The sequence below is a fragment of the Pseudomonas sp. TH43 genome, assembly GCF_016650635.1.
Classification (GTDB): domain Bacteria; phylum Pseudomonadota; class Gammaproteobacteria; order Pseudomonadales; family Pseudomonadaceae; genus Aquipseudomonas.
Genome location: NZ_JAEKFI010000004.1, coordinates 1366608 through 1381187 on the forward strand (window position 1 = coordinate 1366608; position 14580 = coordinate 1381187).

Genomic DNA, 14580 nt, shown 5'->3' on the forward strand with positions numbered 1-14580 from the left:
GGTTGGAGAGTGCCCATGTCGCGCTACCTTTTTTTATCCCTCTGCATGGTTTTTTCGGCGGCCCAGGCCGACGACAAAACCACCGCGAATGACGCTCACGATCTTGCTTACAGCCTCGGCGCCAGCCTCGGCGAACGGCTGCGTCAGGAAGTCCCGCAGCTACAGATTCAGGCGTTGATCGAAGGCTTGCAGCAGGCCTATCAAGGCAAGCCGCTGGCGCTCAGCGAAGCACGCATCGAGCAGATTCTGGCCGATCACGAATCGCAGAATGCCGAGCATTCCTCACAACCCTCGAGCGATGCTGCGATGGAAAACGAACAACGTTTTCTCACCGCAGAAAAAGCCAAACCGGGCGTGAAGGAATTGGCCGACGGTATCTTGCTGACCGAGTTGACGCCAGGCACTGGTACCAAGGCCGGCCCTGATGGAAAAGTGCAGGTGTTGTATATCGGGCGGTTGCCGGACGGCACCGTGTTCGATCAGAACACTCAGCCGCAGTGGTTCAACCTCGACAGCGTGATCGCTGGCTGGCGCACCGCGTTGCAGAACATGCCGGTAGGTGCGAAATGGCGACTGGTGATTCCATCGGATCAAGCGTACGGCGCGGATGGTGCCGGTGACTTGATCGCACCGTTCACACCGCTGGTGTTTGAAGTGGAATTGCGCGGCGCGACGAGTTGAGCAGGCAATAAAAAACGGTGCGCTTTGGGCGCACCGTTTTTTTGATCGGGATCTGGATCAGGCCTGAACCGGATCCTCTTCCTTGTGTGCTGTATGCAGCACTTCGATCAGGCAATCTTCAAGCTCAAAGCGCTCATGGAGCAGACCGCCGAGTTCCTTGAACTTCTCGACAACGCACTTGCCTTCATCGCACAGATCGTTGAACGCGAGCAGTTTCTCGGTGATGACGTCGATGCGCGGGTAGAGCGTTTCGGCAAGCTCGAGACCCCGCTTGTCGTTGAACGCCCTGGCTTCGCCCGTCAGCTGTTCGTAGATTTCGAAGTGCCCGGCCGACACGTAATCGACCAGCACACCGCAGAATTCCTGCAAGGGCTTGCGGCTCTCGGACAACGTCTGAGGCTGGTCACCGAGTTTGTCGTAGGCGCCAATCAGCTCTTCACGCTCTTGCAACCAGCGGTCGATCAGCAGATGAACTCCACCCCAACGTTCCTGAGCATTCTGACAACTTTCGAGCATGGCGATCTCTCTTCCCTTGTGGGTCATGCTGCTCTACACCCGCGCCTCTCTTCTGGTTTATCGCTTGGAGGGCGGCCGGGCAGAGCGTCATCGAGCAACATAAATCCAATGACACGTGCGGGCCAGATTATGCCCGCACGCCTATGGCTTCAAGGTACGCAGGAGATAAAGTTCATACAAGTGTTTAATCCCTGACCAGCCCTCGGTGCGACGCTTCGCCGCTGAGCGGTCGCTGCAGAGCGTTCCAGACCAGCCGCATGAGTTGAAAAAACGCCAGCGTCGACACCGCGACAAAGAACAGCAGACTCCATTCCGGGATGCTCAAGTCAAACAGCGTCCAGGATATTTCAGCGCAATCGGCACTGCCGTTAAACATTCGCACCGCTGCACACAGCCACGGCAGGCTGCTGAAAAACGCTTCGGGATCGGGTGAGCAGTTCACCAACTGCACCACCGGATCGCTCTGTAACAGCACCTGACGCCAGGCCGCCGCGCCTCCGCCAACACTGGCCCCCAGCGCGGCGACCCAATAGCACGCCAGGCCTGTGCGCTGCGGGCCATGCACTGCCGCCAGCCCGCAACAGGCTGTCAGCAGCGTCATGAACAATCGCTGCGCCAGACACAGACTGCACGGCACCAGGCCAACCGCATATTCAAGGTAATAGGAAGCTCCCAGGGCAACGGCCCCCGCAGTGAAAGCCATGAAAAACAAGGAGCGTGAGCAGGCCAACGACATGGCTTTTCCGTAACAGTAGAGACAGGCAGTTACGGTAGAGGAAAGCGCGTCAGCCTTTCAAGGCAAGGGGCTGGCGACACTTCAGCAAAGGTGTAGGGAAATCCCGACAGAGTGGAGAGGAAAAGGTGAAGCAAGGCGTAGGACTTTGCCTTTGAGGCCAATTGGCGGGTAATTATTCAGTCGCAGAAGGTGTACGGGGGAAGCCAACTCCCCCGTGATTTCAGGCGCGAGCAGGCACTGGCAAGGGTGCCGCCAGAAGACGTTCATCCAAAAGACCGAGGCCCTCCTGGAACAACTGGTTACTGCGTTCGGTGTCACCCAATTGCGCCAGTAAACGCGCCAGCTCTGCACAGGTTTCAGGATTGCGCTGCACACGCAGGCTGCTTTCCAGATAATCCCGCGCCTTGCCCCACAGGCTGGTTTGCAGACACAAGCGGCCCAGGGTCAACAGCAGGCTCGGATCGGCCGGATGCTCTTTGAGCCAGCCTTCCGCGGTTTGCAGCTGACGCGCCGGATCGCTGCCGCGCACCAGACCGTACAGACGCGCCAGATGGCTGTCGTAGTTGCGCTTTATAGCGGTGCGCAACACTTCTTCGGCTTCAACCTGAGCGCCGAGCTGACGCAGTTGTTCGGCGTACGCCAGCACCAGCGGCGGCTCCTGGCGTTGCGCCGATGTCAGCTGTTGCCAGGCTCGATTCAGCGATTGCAGGCCTACCGTGCCGTCCTCTTCGCGCTGCGCCGCCAGCGACAGGTTCTCGCCCCAGGCGCGCCGTTCCAGTTCAGCCAGTTCGGCCTTGGGCAGGACTTTATCCTTGCGCAGCTCCGGCAGCAGACGAATCACCGACGACCATTCACCCCGCTGCTGATACAGACGCTGCAACTGACGCAACGTCTGCGCATTGTGCGGATGGCGTTCATGCATCGCTTGCAGCGTGACCAGTGCCCCGTCGGTGTCGCCACGATCGGTCTGCAACTGCGCATGGCTCAAGGCAATCGCCAGCTCGGCCTGCGGCTGCCGCTCCAGGGCACGTTCAAGCAGCTGATCGCATTCCTCGTAGTGACCTTGTTCATTAGCAGCACGAGCAGCGCCGAGGTAATACAGCAGTGGTTGGCGCTCGGCTTCAGCGGCGCGATGAAGATGACGTTGCGCGCTGGCCCAACGACCTTCGGCTAAGTCCAGTTGACCGTGTTCGATCGCCACTTGCACGCGACGGCTGCGGTTGCGTCGCGACCATGGATTGACCACGCCGCTGGAGGTCATCACCAATTCAACCAGCGCCTTGATGCCCCAGATCAGCAGCCACAGCACGGCGATGACTGCCAAGGTCGCCCACAGACTCGACTCATAGCGAAAGCTCTTGTAGGCAACCAGCACGTAACCGGAATGCTGAGCAATGGCCAGCCCCAGCGCCGCCGTCACAGCGATCACCAGGAACACAATCACATACAGGCGTTTCATGGGGTGGCCTCCTGCGCGGTGTTGGCGGCAGGTTTGGCGAAGGGCTTCACCGATTCTTCGGCGTTGACGTTGCGCCGTTCCAGATACGCCTGCACTGCACTGAGAGTGCCGGCCAGATCCGGAGTATTGACCGTGACAGGCTCTTTGCTCAGCTCCGCCACCTGTTCCAGCATCACTTTGCTCTGCGCATTGTCCGGATTGAAGTTGCCCTTGAGGACGTCACGCGCCTCGGCCAAAGCCTGGGTATACACCGGCGCCTGCCCATTGAGAGCGGCCCATTGCGCCTGCTCCAACGCGAGGCTCAGGGCCAGGCGCACCTGACTCAGACTTTGTCCGGCCAGCAGTGGTCGCACGTTCTTGTCAGCGTTGAAATCGATACGGATGTACCGCGAGATTTGATCCCACCACTGCGCCCAGCGACTGGCGCCGTCACCGTCGGCAGTCAGGCCGAGCAGCGATTCGCCGCGATCCTTGTATTCCGGGGCCAACTCGGTGAGATCGATGACCTGATCCCGCAAAGCACCGAGGCGCAGGAACAAGCCAGTGCGATCCGGCTGCGCAGTGCTGCGCAACGCCACCAGCGTTTTCGCCACTTGCTCGCGGGCGGCGAAGGACCCTGGATCGTTCTGCTCGCGAAGGATTTCGTCAGCGCCCTGCACCAGCGCTTGAGCGCTGCTGATGTCCTGCAACGCCGAGAGGCGCAGGCTGGCCAGGCGCAACAAGTGCTCGGCTTCGGCCAGTCGCCAGTCCTTGCGGCTGGCGCCAAGCACTGTTTCCAGACGTTGATTGAGGCGTTGCTGATCGCCCTGAAGTTGCGTGACCAGACGCTGGCGTTCGGCAAGTTCGTCGGCCCCCGGCAACTGCGCGAGGCGCTCGGTCAGACGCTGATCGTTGAGCTTCAAGCTCTGCGCCTGATCGTTCAACGCCTGCACCTGACCCAACTGCTGTTGAGTGTTGCTTTGCAGGTGGCGCACCTGCCAGACACCCCAGCCACCGATCGCAACCCCGGCAGCACCGAGCAACAAGGCGACGATGGCCAGTCCATTGCCTCGGCGCGGCTCTTTGGCCGGTGGTGGAGTTTCAACCTGCTTTTCCAACACAGGTTGCACGTCATCTTTAGGCAAGGCTGTTTCGCTCACGTATCCATCCTTTGCATTAGAGAACGGCCACGGGATGCTCCCGTAACGCCGTCAGCAAAGCCGCGGCACTCGCGCCGCGGCAATCCACAACTGTTTGAGCCCCGGCGGCACGTGCCAGCTCGGCGACCCTCGGGCTTGGTACAAACAACGGCAACTGCGCCAGCGCAGGCCAGGCATCACCGGCCAACTGACGCAGGTGCTCAAAACCCTGTCCACTGCTGACCACCAGCCCGTTCAAGCGTTCCGCTTCGATGCGCTGCTGCAGTTCGTCCGACGCATAGGCTGGCAGCTCACGTCGATACAATTCCAGATACTCGACACTAGCACCAAGCGCACGCAGACGCTCGGCGAGCAGCTCGCGACCACCTTCGCCGCGCAGGATCAACACCCGCGAACCGGGCTGGGCCACCGCTGCACGCAGACGCGGCAATTGCAACAAGGCTTCGCTGTCATCGCCTTCCGCCGGGCAGTGCACGTCCAGGCCGCGCTCCAGCAGAATCTGCGCCGTCGCCGCACCAACGGTGAACCACGGCATCGCCAGTGAGGACGGCGCAGAGGCATCGAGCAGATCCAGCGCGAGGCGCGCCGCCGGTTTGCTCACCACGATCAACGCGTTACAACCGCCCAGCTGCGCAATCGTCTGGCGCATTTTGTCAGAGACCGGCAGCGGCGCGATTTCCAGAAGCGGCAGGCAACTGCTGAAAACCCCCTGCCCGGCCAACGTCTCGGCCAGCGCCGCACAGTCATCCGCAGGGCGCGTCAGCAGCAGGCGCCAACCGGTCACTCGTGACCTGCCTCACCGTAGACAGCCTTGAGAATGTCGTCCGCGCCCTGGCTGAGCAGGTCTTCTGCGACTTTCACACCCAACGCTTCGGCATCGGCTCGCGGTGCACGGGCTTGCGCACTGAGCAGCTTGCCGCCGCTCGGCTCGCCGACCAGACCACGCAACCACAACTGCTCGCCTTCAAGCACGGCGTAGCAGGCGATCGGCACTTGGCAGCCGCCATTCAAATGTTTGTTGAGGGCACGTTCGGCGGTGACGCGAGATGAGGTATCGGCGTGATGCAGCGGCGCCAGCAAGGCATGGATTTCAGTGTCGACGCTGCGGCATTCGATGCCGACTGCACCCTGGCCACCGGCTGGCAGACTGTCATCGACACTGATGGCCGAGGTGATGCGATCTTCGAAACCGAGACGGATCAGACCGGCCGCCGCGAGGATGATCGCGTCGTACTCGCCGGCATCGAGCTTGGCCAGGCGAGTATTGACGTTACCGCGCAGGAAGCGGATTTGCAGATCAGGGCGACGGGTCAGCAATTGCGCCTGACGCCGCAGGCTCGAAGTGCCAACGATGCTGCCGGCAGGCAGCGACTCAAGGCTGGCGTAGGTATTGGAGACGAACGCATCGCGCGGGTCTTCGCGCTCGCAGATGCAGAACAGACCGAGGCCTTCAGGGAAGTCCATCGGTACGTCTTTCATCGAGTGGACGGCGATGTCGGCTGCGTTTTCCAGCAGCGCGGTTTCCAGTTCTTTGACGAACAGGCCTTTGCCACCGATCTTCGACAGTGGCGAATCGAGCAGCTTGTCGCCGCGACTGACCATGGGCACCAGCGTCACCAGCAGGCCGGGATGGGCCTCTTCCAGACGGGCTTTGACGTATTCGGCCTGCCAGAGGGCCAGCGCACTTTTACGGGTGGCGATGCGGATTTCGCGAGAGGACATGGATCAATCCGTACTGAATAGATACGGCGGATAATAACAGCTCAGCCAAATCCACTTTGACTTGAATCAGAAACGAAGTGGCCTCCCTGGCCTGCAATGCCCGGTAAAAAGTCGTTGGTGCCACCCGGAGTATCCGGGTTACAAGCCCTGCATCATCTTGCGTACACCGGCCACATGCCGACGGCTGACGATCAGCGCGTCACCGTTGAGGCCTTTGAGGAACAGCTGGAAATGGCCCAGCGGGGTACGTTGCAAACGTTCGATACGATCGCGCGCGACCAGCGCGTTGCGGTGGATGCGCACGAAGCGCTCACCGAATTCGTCTTCGAGGGCCTTGAGCGGCTCGTCCAGCAGCACTTCGCCGGCTTCATGGCGCAGGGTCACATACTTGTGGTCGGCAATGAAATAGACCACCTGATCCAGAGGAATCAGTTCGATGCCTTTGCGGGTGCGTGCGCTGATGTGGCTGCGAGGGCCGGTGCCGCTTTCGGCAGCAGGACGGGTCAGGGCCGAAAGTTGCGCCCGGTTGGGACGTTCAGCCCGTTTCAGGGCTTCATGCAGATGTTCGGTTCGCACGGGTTTCACCACATAGCCCACGGCGCTGGCCTGCAGGGCTTCCACGGCAAATTCATCGGGACTGGTGCAAAACACCACCGCCGGCGGTGTTTCGCGTTCGCACAGACGGGCAGCAACCTGCAGGCCGTCCAGGCCCGGCATGCGGATATCGAGCAGCACGATATCCGGCTTGTGGCTGTCGATCAGTGCCAACGCCTCTTCGCCATTCGTGGCGCTCGGCTCCAGGACTGTATAACCCTCGAGCTCGCTCACCATTCGGCTGAGGCGCTCGCGAGCCAGTGGTTCGTCATCAACGATCAGGACATTCATATTGCGCTGGATTCCTGCGTGAGTCTCGCACAAGGATAGCGTAGACAGGTGAAGTGACGTCCGTCACCGCGATCCACGCTAAGACTAGCCCGAGCGCCAAAAAGTGCCGTACGTCGGCCAGCAATATTTGCCAGTGTCCGGGTCGTACCGCTCAAAGCCCGCTGTTTCCTGCGTTTTTCACGAGGTTTGTCAAAAGACAATACACCCACCCCTCTTCTTATAGTCGGCGGCCAGACCTTTGCGCGATCCGCAGTCGCGCCGACCCTTATGTCCAACTGTAGACGCTCGCCGGGCCGATATTGCTCAATCGAAAAATATCCTTGCGCAAATCCCCCGGGGCCAGCGCCGACTATGGATGACGAGATGAGAAAAAAACGTATCGACCAGTGTCAGCGACAGTCTGGGCAACCCTGTTATTATCCGCGCCAGCGTTTCACGCCTTTTTTCTTCAAGCCGATACGAGCGAATTCATGAGCACTGACAAGACCAATCAGTCCTGGGGCGGCCGCTTCAGTGAACCCGTCGACGCCTTCGTCGCCCGCTTCACCGCCTCCGTCACTTTCGACCAGCGCCTGTATCGCCACGACATCATGGGTTCGATCGCCCACGCCACCATGCTGGCCAAGGTTGGCGTGCTGACCGATGCCGAGCGCGACAGCATCATTGATGGCCTGAAGACCATTCAGGGCGAAATCGAGGCCGGTCAATTCGACTGGCGCATCGACCTCGAAGACGTGCACATGAACATCGAAGCGCGCCTGACCGATCGCATCGGCGTGACCGGCAAGAAACTCCACACTGGCCGCAGCCGTAACGACCAGGTCGCCACCGACATCCGCCTGTGGCTGCGTGACGAGATCGACCTGATCCTCGCCGAAATCACCCGCCTGCAAAAAGGCCTGCTCGAGCAAGCCGAACGCGAAGCCGGCAGCATCATGCCCGGCTTCACCCACTTGCAGACCGCACAGCCAGTGACCTTCGGGCACCACATGCTGGCCTGGTTCGAAATGCTCAGCCGCGACTACGAGCGTCTGGTCGACTGCCGCAAGCGCACCAACCGCATGCCATTGGGCAGCGCCGCGCTGGCCGGCACTACCTACCCGATCGACCGCGAATTCACCGCACAGCTGTTGAATTTCGACGCAGTGGGCGGCAACTCGCTGGACAACGTTTCCGATCGCGACTTCGCCATCGAATTCTGCTCGGCTGCTAGCATCGCGATGATGCACCTGTCGCGTTTCTCCGAAGAGCTGGTGCTATGGACCAGCGCGCAGTTCCAGTTCATCGATCTGCCGGACCGTTTCTGCACCGGCAGCTCGATCATGCCGCAAAAGAAAAACCCCGACGTACCTGAACTGGTGCGCGGCAAGACCGGCCGTGTGTTCGGTGCGCTGATGGGCCTGCTGACCTTGATGAAAGGCCAGCCTTTGGCCTACAACAAGGACAACCAGGAAGACAAAGAGCCGCTGTTCGATGCCGCCGACACCCTGCGCGACTCGCTGCGCGCCTTTGCCGACATGATCCCGGCGATCAAGCCGAAACACGCGATCATGCGTGAAGCGGCGTTGCGTGGTTTCTCCACCGCAACCGACCTCGCTGACTACCTGGTACGCCGTGGCCTGCCGTTCCGTGACTGCCACGAAATCGTCGGCCACGCAGTGAAGTACGGCGTGGACACTGGCAAGGATCTGGCCGAGATGAGCCTGGAAGAGCTGCGTCAGTTCAGCGATCAGATCGAACAGGACGTGTTCGCCGTGCTGACCCTGGAAGGCTCGGTGAATGCCCGTGACCATATCGGCGGCACTGCGCCGGCGCAGGTCAAGGCAGCTGTGGTTCGCGGTCAGGCGCTCGTCGCCGCCCGCTAAAAGCAAAAGCCAAAAGCATCGCGAGCAGGCTCACTCCTACATTGGAATACGTTCCCCTGTAGGAGTGAGCCTGCTCGCGATAGCTGCGTTCAAATCACTACAAAACTCACTTCTTTGCCGCGATCATCGCCAAAAACGCCGGCATCGCTGCTTCCTTATCCGCTGCAACCTTCTGCACATGCGGATTCTGTTCAAGTCGCTCCAGCAGCGCCTTCGCCTGCGGCATCTCTGCCAGCAAATCAATCCCGAACAGCTTCTGCCCGACCGCACAGGCCAGCGGCACGCTGTAGAGGAAGTACAAATCGGCAATGGTCAGACTGTCGCCCGCCACGTACGGCGCGAATTTGCCGTGTCTGCCCAGCGCTGCAAAGCCCAGCAGCAACTCGGTTTTAGTCTTCTCCTTGATCGCGTCCGGCAGGGTCATGCCGAAGAATGCCTCGCCATAACAAGCGCGGCCCGGCAGTTCGATGTACAACTCGATTTCCTTGGCGATTGCCAGCACCTGCGCCCGCTCGAACGGATCGCTCGGCAGCAGTGGCGTGCCTTGCTGGGTCTGTTCGAGGTACTCGAGGATGATCGCGGTTTCGTTGATAAAACCGGCGTCCACGCCCAGCACCGGCACTTTACCGCGCGGGCTGATGGCCAGTGATTCCGGGGTCGACGTCGGGTAGAACGTGACCTCTTCGAACGGCAGGCCTTTTTCCAGCAGTGCCAGTTTGACCATGTTGTAGTAGTTGCTGACTGAGAATCCGTAGAGCTTGAGCATCACATAGCCTCCGGGCCGTGCGGGGTGGGCAGTGCCTGTTTATAGATCGCCCGGGCGTTTCCCGCCAGCAGCATCACGCCGCTGAATGCGGGTAAACTGGCGCCTTTCCTTGAGGAGCCTGCCATGAGCGAGCCGACAGACATCGACAATGACAACGACGAAGAAGAGTTCACCGAGGCTACGTTGATCGAAGCCATCGAGAACCAGATCGAAAGCGACAACCCGCCAGCGGCCAAAGCGATATTCAACAAGCTGACGTTGGTGGGCACTGAGCGTGAAGAGATCCTCAATCTGATGGCCCACGTGCTGGCTTACGAGATTGATGCGATGCTCGAAGAAGACCGTCCATTCAATACCGAGTGGTATGAAGCGGCCCTGCGCGCATTGCCAGAGCTGCCGCCCGAAAAGCCGTAACAACACAATCCCCTGTGGGAGCGAGCCTGCTCGCGAATGCGGTGCATCAGCAAAAACACGCTCAATGACACACCGTATTCGCGAGCAGGCTCGCTCCCACAAGGTTTGTTACGTATCCGGCCAGCCATCTCACGGAGCCGGACTACACTGGAATCCGCCTCAAGACAAAATCCCTGATCTGAAGCACTGGACATGCCGCACCAGCGGGTTCACCTTAGGGGCGCTGTCGTCTAATTCCTAGAAAGTCTGGAGTCCTTATGTCGCTTACCCCTGAGCTGGTTGCCGAACTGGAAGTCCTCGCACTCTTTCCCCTGGACAGTTCCCAGGAAGGTTTGAAAATTCATCAGACCGCTGCCCCGAAACATATTTCTGCCGCCAAACGCCTCTTTGAAAAGGACCTGACCGACCAGCCAGACGGTGGTTATCTGACCAGCCTCGGTCGTGATGCCGCGCAAAATGTGCAAACCGTGCTGACGATTCTGAGAGAGCAAGAAACCGCCTGATTCCCCCCGACTTTGCCCACGGGAACTCCTGCCACGGGATTTCCGCGGGCCTGCCCGGTTGTCCGCGATAGAAATCTGACGTCAAAAAACAAATTCAGCTTAAAAGTCCCGCTGTGCAGAGGCTAAACTGCCTCACATTCCGAGACCCTCTACGTCCGAGCCCGCGAGCCGGTTTGAGCTGACATGACGCGCACCCACGAAATCCGCCCCGACCTGGACGAGGGAATTGACCGCAAGGTTCTCAGCCAGCTGCGCGCGCGATTTCTAAAACTCAATGAAGGCCGCCTCGGCCGCGCCCTCGAAGGTTTATCGCCCCGCCAACAGAGCGTGCTGACGCTGTTGCCGCTGTTCTTCCACGTCAATCATCCGCTGCTGCCGGGTTACGTCTCGGGCAGTACGCCGGCCGGTCTGTCGAATTACGATCCCGACACCACTGTGCTCGCCGAAGCCCAGCGCCTGACGCGTTCGTTCTCTTATAAGCCGCGCCACGGCAGCAACCCGCCGCGTCCGATTCACGGTCTGTTCCTGATGGGCAGCCTCGGCACGCTGGCCCAGGCCGATCAAAGCGACATGGACGTGTGGGTCTGCCACGCGCCGGATCTGAGCGAGAGCGAACTCGCCGAGCTGAGCAAAAAATGCCAGTTGCTCGAAGTCTGGGCCGCGAGCCAGGGTGCCGAAGCGCATTTCTTCCTGATAGACCCGGTGCGCTTCGTCAAAGGTGAACGCGACAACCAGCTCAGCTCGGAAAACTGCGGCAGCACCCAGCACTATCTGCTGCTCGACGAGTTTTATCGCACGGCGATCTGGCTGGCCGGGCGCACGCCGATCTGGTGGCTGGTGCCGGTTTACGAAGAAACCGCCTACGACGGTTACACCCACACCCTGCTGTCGAAGCGCTTTATCCGCGCTGACGAAACCCTCGATCTCGGCAACCTGGCGACGATTCCGCCGGGGGAATTCATCGGTGCCGGGTTGTGGCAGCTGTTCAAAGGCATCGAGTCGCCCTACAAGTCAGTGCTCAAACTGTTGCTGACCGAGGTCTACGCCAGCGAGCATCCGAAGGTGCAGTGCCTGAGCCTGCGCTTCAAAAAAGCCGTGTTCGCCAATCAACTGGATCTCGATGAACTGGATCCGTACATGGTCGTGTATCGACGTATTGAGGAATACCTCGTCGCGCGCAACGAGCCGGAGCGTCTGGAGCTGGTGCGGCGCGCCCTGTATCTGAAGGTAAACCGCAAGCTCACCGGCAACAGCCGCACGCAGAGCTGGCAGCGCTCGCTGCTCGAACGTCTGGCCAGTGAATGGCATTGGGATCAGCGGCAACTGGCGTTGCTCGATAGCCGCAGCCAGTGGAAAGTCCGTCAGGTCAGCGCCGAACGCCGCGCGCTGGTCAATGAGCTGAATTACAGCTATCGCTTCCTGACCCAGTTCGCCCGCACCGAACAAACCGTCAGCCTGATCAACAAACGCGACCTCAACGTCCTCGGTCGCAGGCTTTATGCAGCGTTCGAGCGCAAGGCCGACAAGGTCGAGTTCATCAATCCCGGCATCGCCCCGGATCTGGCCGAAGACACCCTGACCCTGGTGCAATCGCGCAACAAAAAGGAACCGGGGCAAACCCAGTGGGGCCTGTACAACGGCAGCCTTACCGCGCTGGAGTGGGAACACTTTGCACCGATCAAGCGCAGCCGCGAGCTGCTGGAGTTGCTGACCTGGAGTCATCGCAACGGCGTGATCGACAACAGCACCCGCCTGGCCCTGCACCCCGGCACCAGCGACCTGAGCGAGTTTGAACTGTTCAACCTTCTAGGGAGCCTGCAACAGTGCATCGCCCTGCCCTTGCCCACCGTCGCCGAAGAGCCTTTGCTGCGCGCGGCGGTGCCGAGTGAGGTGCTGATGCTGGTCAATGTCGGCGTCGATCCGCTCAAGCATCACCGCGACCTGAACATCCTGATGACCACCGAACGCACCGACTCGCTGAGTTACGCCGGCGTGCGTGAAAACCTCGTGTTGACCCTCGATCAGGTCACGCTCAATAGCTGGAACGAAGTGCTGGTCAACCGCTTCGACGGGCCCCACGCCCTGCTCGACTGTCTGCGCGACTACCTCAACAACCTGCCGCGCGGGCCGTCGCAACCGTCGCTGAAGGTGCGCTGCTTCTGCCATAACCGCGCACAGTTCATTGCCCGCCGCGTGGAAGAAATCGTCGACACCGCGCAGAACCTGTTGCTCAGTGATTTGAACCACCGCTACCTGATTCAGGTGCAGCAGCACTATCACGTGCTGGAGTTGGTGCCGGGCCAGGTCAACCATGTTGCCCTCGCCACCCTGCCCGCGCTGCTCGATTACCTCGGCGAAGAACAGCCGCGCTACAGCCCGCTGCACCTGGATCCGATGGCGCTGGAAGAGCACGACCTCGCACTGATCCTGCCGATGGGCCAGCCGGAATGTGTTCAGGTGTTCTACCGGATCACCGAGCAGCAGGCCGAGTTGTACGTGCTGGATGAGTTCAACGCGCTGTGGCAGCAACATTTGCCTTACCACGACGAACAGAGCTTGCTGATACCCCTGCAACGTTTTCTGCAATCGATCCAGTTCCGCCGTGAAGCGGTGCTGCCGATGGATGCCAGCCCCGAGGTCGGGCCTGAGATTTTGTATTACCAGTTATTGCCTTCGGGCCCGGGACGCGCGCGGCGGGTCGAAGCGCGACCAGCGCCGCAGACGCCAGTGAACAAACCGTTCTACGACGTGCAGGCGATCGTCGGCAAAGCCGCACCTGGGGAAGTGCAAGTCACCTTGTATTGCAATCAGCGGGAATTCAGTGAGTTGGAGCATGGCGACCAATTGTTCAGTGTGGTCGCCCGGGAGATCATCGAGCAGCGCCGTGAATCCGAGCGCTATCGCTGTTACATCACCGACCTGGACCTGTCGGGCCTGCTCGGTGATGGTCAGAGTTCAAGCAATTTATATCTGCGCTACAAGGCCGACCTGGAGCGCGCCCTGAACGAGGCGCTCGAACAGGTCTGAAACGAGGTTACTCGGGGAATGCGCCACCGTTGGCGGGCTGCGATTCGACTTCGAGCAAAGTCAGCTTGAGGGTCTTGCCACCGGGTGCCGGCCAGTCAATGTGTTGACCGACTTTCAGGCCCAGCAGTGCGCTGCCTACCGGCGCGAGGATCGAGATCTTGCCTTCGTCGGCATTGGCGTCTTTCGGATAGACCAACGTCAGGTGATAGTCCTTGCCACTGCCTTCTTCGCGGCAATGCACACGGGAATTCATGGTCACGACATCGGCGGGCACTTCATCGTGGGCGACCAGTGTATCGGCGCGATCCAGTTCGGTTTGCAGCGCGATCACGCCCGGCAGCGTGTCATCCAGGCTGTCGATCAGGCGCTCCAGACGTTGCACGTCCAGACGGGTAAGAGTGATGGAAGGTGCGGTCATGATCCGGGCAGACTCCTTTCTTCTGCACACAAAAAAAGCAAAACCCCGCCAAAAAAGGCGGGGTTTTCACCAGGCCTCGATGGGTTGAGGCGTGTTCGGACACTATCACAGCTCAAAAAATATACAAGCCACCCACCCCATGCTCCCTCTGCAAGAGCTACCGCAGGCTGCGATCTTTTGATCCTGAATCTTTAAAAGCAAAAGATCGCAGCCTGCGGCAGCTCCTACACTGAGGAATTGCGACGGTCTGTGGCTTGGGCGCAGATGACCCGGCGGCGCTGGTCGTCTGCCGAACGCCATTCACGAATGTCTTCGACATGCCGGAAGCAGCCCAGGCAAACCTTCTGCTCATCCAGCCGGCACACGCCGCTGCACGGTGATGGCACCGCCGGGCTGATGTTGCTGTATAGCGGCTTGGGTGGCCGGACAGGAGCGGTGTCAGTCACGGA

The 14580-nt window shown here is 60.3% G+C and carries 15 protein-coding genes; 5 read left to right on the top strand and 10 right to left on the bottom strand.

Going from position 1 to position 14580, the window contains the following annotated elements; genetic code table 11:
• The first annotated feature begins 15 nt into the window (after positions 1–15).
• Positions 16–681 carry an FKBP-type peptidyl-prolyl cis-trans isomerase gene (locus tag JFT81_RS22635; RefSeq protein ID WP_201229188.1) on the top strand — a complete coding sequence of 222 codons (666 nt, stop codon included), beginning with the start codon at positions 16–18 and terminating at the stop codon, positions 679–681.
• A 57-nt stretch (positions 682–738) separates the two neighbouring features.
• Here the strand turns inward: JFT81_RS22635 and rsd are convergent, their stop codons facing one another.
• The 7 genes from rsd to JFT81_RS22670 all read right to left on the bottom strand — a co-directional run bounded on the left by rsd (position 739) and on the right by JFT81_RS22670 (position 7138).
• Entirely contained in the window at positions 739–1197 is a 459-nt protein-coding gene (rsd, locus tag JFT81_RS22640; protein WP_201229190.1) for a sigma D regulator, read from the bottom strand.
• A gap of 184 nt (positions 1198–1381) precedes the next feature.
• Positions 1382–1933 (bottom strand): disulfide bond formation protein B, encoded by a 552-nt coding sequence (locus tag JFT81_RS22645; protein ID WP_201229191.1) that lies wholly within the window; start codon positions 1931–1933, stop codon positions 1382–1384.
• Positions 1934–2153: 220 nt separating this feature from the next.
• Positions 2154–3392: a heme biosynthesis protein HemY gene (locus tag JFT81_RS22650; RefSeq protein WP_201229193.1), complete on the bottom strand. Its 1239-nt coding sequence runs from the start codon at positions 3390–3392 to the stop codon at positions 2154–2156.
• Entirely contained in the window at positions 3389–4531 is a 1143-nt protein-coding gene (locus JFT81_RS22655; protein ID WP_201229195.1) for a uroporphyrinogen-III C-methyltransferase, read from the bottom strand. The genes JFT81_RS22650 and JFT81_RS22655 overlap by 4 nt, the downstream gene beginning before the upstream one ends.
• 16 nt (positions 4532–4547) lie before the next feature.
• Complete coding sequence (locus JFT81_RS22660; RefSeq protein ID WP_201229197.1) at positions 4548–5315, bottom strand: uroporphyrinogen-III synthase; 768 nt, start codon at positions 5313–5315, stop codon at positions 4548–4550.
• Positions 5312–6253 carry a hydroxymethylbilane synthase gene (gene hemC / locus JFT81_RS22665; RefSeq protein ID WP_201229199.1) on the bottom strand — a complete coding sequence of 314 codons (942 nt, stop codon included), beginning with the start codon at positions 6251–6253 and terminating at the stop codon, positions 5312–5314. Before hemC ends, JFT81_RS22660 begins: the two co-directional genes overlap by 4 nt.
• 138 nt (positions 6254–6391) lie before the next feature.
• The gene (locus tag JFT81_RS22670) at positions 6392–7138 is read right to left on the bottom strand and encodes a LytTR family DNA-binding domain-containing protein (RefSeq protein ID WP_126367570.1); all 747 of its coding nucleotides are present in this window, start codon (positions 7136–7138) and stop codon (positions 6392–6394) included.
• A gap of 470 nt (positions 7139–7608) precedes the next feature.
• Between JFT81_RS22670 and argH the strand changes: the two genes are divergently transcribed.
• Positions 7609–9003 carry an argininosuccinate lyase gene (argH, locus tag JFT81_RS22675; RefSeq protein ID WP_201229201.1) on the top strand — a complete coding sequence of 465 codons (1395 nt, stop codon included), beginning with the start codon at positions 7609–7611 and terminating at the stop codon, positions 9001–9003.
• 106 nt (positions 9004–9109) lie between these two features.
• On the opposite strand, the gene JFT81_RS22680 is transcribed toward argH, so the two are convergent.
• Positions 9110–9769, bottom strand: a complete 660-nt coding sequence (locus JFT81_RS22680; protein ID WP_201229203.1) for a glutathione S-transferase — start codon at positions 9767–9769, stop codon at positions 9110–9112.
• A gap of 123 nt (positions 9770–9892) precedes the next feature.
• Between JFT81_RS22680 and JFT81_RS22685 the strand changes: the two genes are divergently transcribed.
• The 3 genes from JFT81_RS22685 (at position 9893) to JFT81_RS22695 (ending at position 13713) form a co-directional block, all read left to right on the top strand.
• Positions 9893–10183: a hypothetical protein gene (locus JFT81_RS22685; RefSeq protein WP_201229205.1), complete on the top strand. Its 291-nt coding sequence runs from the start codon at positions 9893–9895 to the stop codon at positions 10181–10183.
• Between the two features lie 257 nt (positions 10184–10440).
• Positions 10441–10686: a TIGR02647 family protein gene (locus JFT81_RS22690; protein ID WP_008084565.1), complete on the top strand. Its 246-nt coding sequence runs from the start codon at positions 10441–10443 to the stop codon at positions 10684–10686.
• A 183-nt stretch (positions 10687–10869) separates the two neighbouring features.
• Positions 10870–13713 carry a class I adenylate cyclase gene (locus JFT81_RS22695; RefSeq protein WP_201229207.1) on the top strand — a complete coding sequence of 948 codons (2844 nt, stop codon included), beginning with the start codon at positions 10870–10872 and terminating at the stop codon, positions 13711–13713.
• A 7-nt stretch (positions 13714–13720) separates the two neighbouring features.
• Here JFT81_RS22695 and rnk read toward each other — a convergent pair whose 3' ends face one another.
• Positions 13721–14131 carry a nucleoside diphosphate kinase regulator gene (rnk, locus tag JFT81_RS22700; RefSeq protein ID WP_201229209.1) on the bottom strand — a complete coding sequence of 137 codons (411 nt, stop codon included), beginning with the start codon at positions 14129–14131 and terminating at the stop codon, positions 13721–13723.
• 224 nt (positions 14132–14355) lie between these two features.
• On the bottom strand, positions 14356–14577 hold the full coding sequence (locus JFT81_RS22705) for a DUF1289 domain-containing protein (protein WP_201229211.1): 222 nt from the start codon (positions 14575–14577) through the stop codon (positions 14356–14358).
• Positions 14578–14580: the final 3 nt, after the last annotated feature.

What these genes read in the sequence shown, in the direction of transcription:
- JFT81_RS22635 (WP_201229188.1), top strand. Translation starts at nt 16, where the DNA reads ATGTCGCGCTACCTTTTTTTATCCCTCTGCATGGTTTTTTCGGCGGCC.
- rsd (WP_201229190.1), bottom strand. Translation starts at nt 1,197, where the DNA reads ATGCTCGAAAGTTGTCAGAATGCTCAGGAACGTTGGGGTGGAGTTCAT.
- JFT81_RS22645 (WP_201229191.1), bottom strand. Translation starts at nt 1,933, where the DNA reads ATGTCGTTGGCCTGCTCACGCTCCTTGTTTTTCATGGCTTTCACTGCG.
- JFT81_RS22650 (WP_201229193.1), bottom strand. Translation starts at nt 3,392, where the DNA reads ATGAAACGCCTGTATGTGATTGTGTTCCTGGTGATCGCTGTGACGGCG.
- hemC (WP_201229199.1), bottom strand. Translation starts at nt 6,253, where the DNA reads ATGTCCTCTCGCGAAATCCGCATCGCCACCCGTAAAAGTGCGCTGGCC.
- JFT81_RS22670 (WP_126367570.1), bottom strand. Translation starts at nt 7,138, where the DNA reads ATGAATGTCCTGATCGTTGATGACGAACCACTGGCTCGCGAGCGCCTC.
- argH (WP_201229201.1), top strand. Translation starts at nt 7,609, where the DNA reads ATGAGCACTGACAAGACCAATCAGTCCTGGGGCGGCCGCTTCAGTGAA.
- JFT81_RS22680 (WP_201229203.1), bottom strand. Translation starts at nt 9,769, where the DNA reads ATGCTCAAGCTCTACGGATTCTCAGTCAGCAACTACTACAACATGGTC.
- JFT81_RS22685 (WP_201229205.1), top strand. Translation starts at nt 9,893, where the DNA reads ATGAGCGAGCCGACAGACATCGACAATGACAACGACGAAGAAGAGTTC.
- JFT81_RS22690 (WP_008084565.1), top strand. Translation starts at nt 10,441, where the DNA reads ATGTCGCTTACCCCTGAGCTGGTTGCCGAACTGGAAGTCCTCGCACTC.
- JFT81_RS22695 (WP_201229207.1), top strand. Translation starts at nt 10,870, where the DNA reads ATGACGCGCACCCACGAAATCCGCCCCGACCTGGACGAGGGAATTGAC.
- rnk (WP_201229209.1), bottom strand. Translation starts at nt 14,131, where the DNA reads ATGACCGCACCTTCCATCACTCTTACCCGTCTGGACGTGCAACGTCTG.